Origin of the sequence: Sphingomonas sp. CCH5-D11 (genome assembly GCF_001557395.1) — a bacterium.
In the GTDB taxonomy this organism is placed as follows: Bacteria; Pseudomonadota; Alphaproteobacteria; order Sphingomonadales; family Sphingomonadaceae; genus Sphingomonas.
This window is the reverse complement of record NZ_LSKH01000329.1, coordinates 1-4,754: the sequence shown is the minus strand read 5'-3', so window position 1 is coordinate 4,754 and position 4,754 is coordinate 1. Positions and strand designations below refer to the sequence as shown.

Genomic DNA, 4,754 nt, shown 5'->3' with positions numbered 1-4,754 from the left:
CCGCCAGCACCGGCGGTGCGCGCCTCGCCGCCCCCGCCGCGCAACCCTATCGTGGCAACGTCGCCGAGGCCGATCCCGCCGTCGAGGCGAAGATCGCTCAGATCATCGCGGCGAACCGCTGATCCGATGGCACGCGCTCCCCTCTCCGCTGCCATGCTGACGGATCGGTCGCATGGCTAGCGCCGTCGCCGCGCGGCCAGGCGGCTCGCCGGCGCAACCCGCTCCGCTATCCGGCGCGCGCCTCGGCCTCGTCGCCTTCGCGCTGGCGCTCGGCACCTTCATGATGGTGCTCGACACCACCATCGCGAACGTCTCGCTTCCCACCATCGCCGGCAATCTGGGTGTCAGCTCGGACAATTCGACCTGGATCGTCACCGCCTTTGCGGTCGCCAACGGTATATCGGTGCCGCTGACCGGATGGCTGATGCGCCGGTTCGGTGTGGTGCGCACCTTCTGCACCTCGCTGGCGCTGTTCACGCTCGCCTCCTTCCTGTGCGGCATTGCCTGGAGCCTGCCCTCGCTCATCATCTTCCGCGTGCTTCAGGGCGCGGTGTCCGGCCCGATGATGCCGGGCAGCCAGGCATTGCTGATCTCCGTCTTCCCGCCGGAAAAGCGCGCCACCGCGCTCGGCATCTGGTCGATGACGACGTTGGTCGCGCCGATCATGGGGCCGATCCTCGGCGGTTACATCTCCGATAACTATCATTGGAGCTGGATCTTCCTGATCAACGTGCCCTTCGGCATCTTCACCATCGCGATCTGCTGGTCGAACCTGAAGGATCGGGAGACGCCAACTGCCAAGGTGCCGATCGACACAATCGGCCTCGCGCTGCTGGTACTGTGGGTCGGCTGCCTGCAGGTGATGCTCGATCTCGGCAAGAATGCCGACTGGTTCAACGATCCGATGATCGTGGTGCTGACGGTGATCGCCGGCGTCGGCTTCGTCGCCTGGCTGATCTGGGAGCTGACCGACGCCAACCCGATCGTTGACCTGTCGCTGTTCGCCAGCCGCAATTTCGCGATCGGCAACATCGCCTTCTGCCTTGGCTATGCGGTGTTCTTCGCCAACATCCTGCTGCTGCCTCTGTGGCTCCAGACGCAGCTTGGCTATACCGCCACCTGGGCCGGCCTCGTCGCCGCGCCCAGCGGGGTGGTGGCGGTGCTGCTCACCCCCTTGAGCGCGCGGCTGTCGGGCAAGATCGACGCGCGCATCCTCGCCAGCATCGCCTTTGTCGCCTTTGCGATCAGCTATTGGCTGCGGTCGGGCTACACCACATACGCCGGCTTCTGGGATTTCGTCTTTCCGCTGCTGGTGCAGGGCGTCGCCATGTCGACCTTCTTCCTGTCAATGCTGACCATCTCGCTCGATCGCATCCCGCCCGAGCGGCTGCCGTCGGCGACCGGCCTGTCCAACTTCACCCGCATCGTCGCCGGCGCCTTTGCCGCATCGATGATCACCACCGCCTGGGACCGCCGGGAGGCGCTGCACCAGGGCCGCTTGTCGGAGGCGATCGGGAACAACGTCCCCTATCAGATGGCGAGCGAGGGGCTGGCCAACCTGGGGCTGAACGCCACCCAGGCGGCGGCCGTCATCACCCGCCAGATGGTGGGTCAGGCCTATCTCCTCGCCTCCACCGATCTGTTCCGCCTGTCCGCCTATCTCAGCGGCGCGCTGCTGATCATCGTGTGGCTGTGCCGCCGCCCCTCTGCCCATGGCGCCGGGCCCGTCGCCGCCGACTGAGCCTTGCGTCCGCTCCCGCGCCAATTCATAGCGTGTTCCAAGAAAAGGACGGGAGAGGGCCATGGATCTTTCGCTCAGCGACGAGCAGGTGATGCTGCGCGACACGCTCACGCGGTATCTGGCGCAAAGCTTTGCGTTCGATCCCCATAAGTCGCGCGACGCCGACGCCCTGTGGCGCGTTCTTGGCCGCGACCTGGGCGTGCTGGGCGCAACCCTGCCGGCCGAGGCTGGTGGTCTGGGCGGCGGCGCGGTCGAAACCATGGTGGTGGCGGACGCGCTTGGCGAGGCGCTTGCCCCCATTCCTTATATCGAAACCGCGGTGATCGCCGCCGGCCTCCTGAAGCGGACCGGTGGGGAGCGCGCCGCCGCGCTTCTCCCGCAGCTCGCCGATGGCAGCGTCCGCGCCGTGCTGGCTGCTGGTGAGGCGGACAGCCGCCAGGCGCTGGAGGCGGTGAAGACAAGTGCGCGGCGGAGCGGCAATGGCTGGACGCTGGATGGCGAAAAGGTCGTCGTGGCCGGCGCGCCGGGTGCCGACTGGCTGCTCGTCACCGCCCGCACCTCCGGAGACACGCGCGACGTGCGCGGCATATCCCTCTTCCTCGTGCCGGCCGATGCTGCGGGCCTGTCACGCCATGATTATGCCCTGATCGATGGCCTGCCCGCGTCCGACCTGACGCTCGCCGGCGTCACCCTGCCGGCGGATGCCTTGCTGGGTGACGAAGGCGGCGCGCTGCCGCTGCTGGAACAGGCGCGGGACGAGGGGATCGCTGCCCTGTGCGCCGAGGCGGCCGGGCTCACCCGCAAGCTGCTCGGCGACACGGTCGCTTACACCAAGGAGCGCAAGCAGTTCGGCCAGCCGCTCGCCAGCTTTCAGGCGCTGCAGCACCGCATGGTGGACATGTATATCGCCGTCGAGCAGGCGACCTCCGCCGCCTACCTCGCCGCGCTCCACGTCGAGGGGCCCGCCGAGCAGCGCACCCGCGCGGTCGCGGCGGCAAAGGCGACGGTGGCCGATGCGGTGCGCTTCGTTGGGCAGAATGCGGTGCAGCTGCACGGCGGCATGGGCATGACGGACGAGCTGGCGGTCGGCCATTATTTCCGCCGCGCCACCGCCATTGAGCAGCAGTTCGGCGCGACCGATCACCACGCGAAACGCTATGCTGCACTGATGCGCGAGGATCTGGGAATCTGACGTCCCCGCGGTGAACAACAAAGCCAGTGGAAACAAGCATTCGCGTGCGGCCCGAAAGCATCGGGAACGTAATCCGCAGGTAAGCCGTTCTAGCGATCCAGTCTTTCAGAAGCCGGAGTATGGCACATGAAGATTATGATTGCGCTGGCAGTTGCCGGCACCGCTTTTGCTACGGCCGCACAGGCCGATGTGCGTCATGGCGTTTATAACGATTCAAATTCCCACTATCTCGACTACAAGACTGACTTGAGCGAGGCACGTCGGGAGTTGCGCAGCGATCTTGCCCGCGCGAATGACAAGGCAGATCGTGTCGATGCCTGGTCCGAGTATCGCCGCGAAGTGGCCGACGCGCGGCATGACTTCGACAAGGAAATGGCGGAACGCGGTGTCACCGTCACCCGCCGCCCCAGCGTGACGGTCGAGCCTTATTGATCCACACCTGATCCAACCGACGGGCGGCCCCGATGACGGGCCGCCCGTTGTCCTTTACAGGACGAAGCGGCTGAGATCCGTATTGCGCGCCACGCTGGCGAGCTGCTGTTCGACATAGGCGGCATCGACGGTCATGGAGCTGCCACCACGGTCCTCCGCGTCGAAGCTCACTTCCTCCAGCAGCTTCTCCATCACGGTCTGCAACCGCCGCGCGCCGATATTCTCGATCTCGCCGTTCACCTCGGCCGCGATCCGCGCCACTGCCCGGATGCCATCCTCGGTGAAGTTGACCTCGACACCCTCCGTCCCGATCAGCGCCTTATACTGTGCCGGCAGCGACGCCTTGGTGTCGGACAGGATCGCGACGAAATCATCCTCGGTCAGCCCCTTCAGTTCCACGCGGATGGGAAGGCGGCCCTGCAGCTCGGGCAAGAGATCGCTCGGCTTCGCCACATGGAAGGCGCCCGACGCGATGAACAGGATATGGTCCGTCTTCATCGGGCCACACTTAGTTGAGACGGTAGTGCCCTCGATCAGCGGCAGCAGATCGCGCTGCACGCCCTCACGGCTCACCGAACCGCCGCGCACGTCGCTCACCGCGATCTTGTCGATCTCGTCGAGGAAGACGATGCCGTTCGCCTCCGCATCGGCCAGTGCCACGCGGCTTACCTCATCCTGGTCGAGCCGCTTGTCGGCCTCCTCTTCGACCAGCTTTTCCCATGCCGCCGGCACCAGCAACTTGCGCCGCTTGGTCTGCCCGCCGCCCAGCTTGCCGAACATCTCGCCCAGATTGATCATGCCGACCTGCCCGCCGCCCGGCATCTCGAACGGCATCTGCGGCGCGGCCTGAAGCTCAAGCTCGATCTCGGTCTGGTCGAGATGCCCGTCGCGGAACCGCTGGCGGAAGCTTTCGCGCGTCGCGGCGCTCGAATCCTTGCCGACCAGCGCGTCGAGCAATCGGTTCATGGCCGCTTCCTCGGCCTTGTCCTTCACCGCATTGCGGCGGCGTTCCTTCTCCAGCCGCACCGCTTCTTCCACGAGATCGCGCGCGATCTGCTCCACGTCGCGGCCGACATAGCCGACCTCGGTGAACTTGGTCGCTTCCACCTTCACGAACGGCGCGTCGGCGAGCTTGGCGAGGCGGCGGCTGATCTCAGTCTTGCCGCAGCCGGTGGGGCCGATCATCAGGATGTTCTTGGGCGTTACCTCGTCGCGCAGCTCTGGGCTGAGCTTCTGCCGGCGCCAGCGATTGCGCAGCGCGACCGCGACGGCGCGCTTGGCTTCCTTTTGTCCGATGATGTGAGCGTCGAGAGCGGCGACGATCGCCTTGGGGGTAAGATTGTCGTTCATCGCCGGCGCATATCGGGGCGGGGGAGCGGGGGATCAAGC

4 protein-coding genes are annotated in these 4,754 nt (G+C 66.3%); 3 read left to right on the top strand and 1 reads right to left on the bottom strand.

What is annotated here, in order from left to right; translation table 11 throughout:
- The first annotated feature begins 172 nt into the window (after nt 1-172).
- The 3 genes from AX702_RS20385 to AX702_RS20375 all read left to right on the top strand — a co-directional run bounded on the left by AX702_RS20385 (nt 173) and on the right by AX702_RS20375 (nt 3,365).
- Nucleotides 173-1,741 carry a DHA2 family efflux MFS transporter permease subunit gene (locus AX702_RS20385; RefSeq protein WP_066782207.1) on the top strand — a complete coding sequence of 523 codons (1,569 nt, stop codon included), beginning with the start codon at nt 173-175 and terminating at the stop codon, nt 1,739-1,741.
- A 61-nt stretch (nt 1,742-1,802) separates the two neighbouring features.
- Entirely contained in the window at nt 1,803-2,933 is a 1,131-nt protein-coding gene (locus AX702_RS20380; RefSeq protein WP_066782206.1) for an acyl-CoA dehydrogenase family protein, read from the top strand.
- A 126-nt stretch (nt 2,934-3,059) separates the two neighbouring features.
- Complete coding sequence (locus AX702_RS20375) at nt 3,060-3,365, top strand: hypothetical protein (protein WP_066782205.1); 306 nt, start codon at nt 3,060-3,062, stop codon at nt 3,363-3,365.
- A gap of 54 nt (nt 3,366-3,419) precedes the next feature.
- On the opposite strand, the gene hslU is transcribed toward AX702_RS20375, so the two are convergent.
- The gene (gene hslU / locus AX702_RS20370; protein WP_066782204.1) at nt 3,420-4,715 is read right to left on the bottom strand and encodes an ATP-dependent protease ATPase subunit HslU; all 1,296 of its coding nucleotides are present in this window, start codon (nt 4,713-4,715) and stop codon (nt 3,420-3,422) included.
- Nucleotides 4,716-4,754 lie beyond the last annotated feature (39 nt).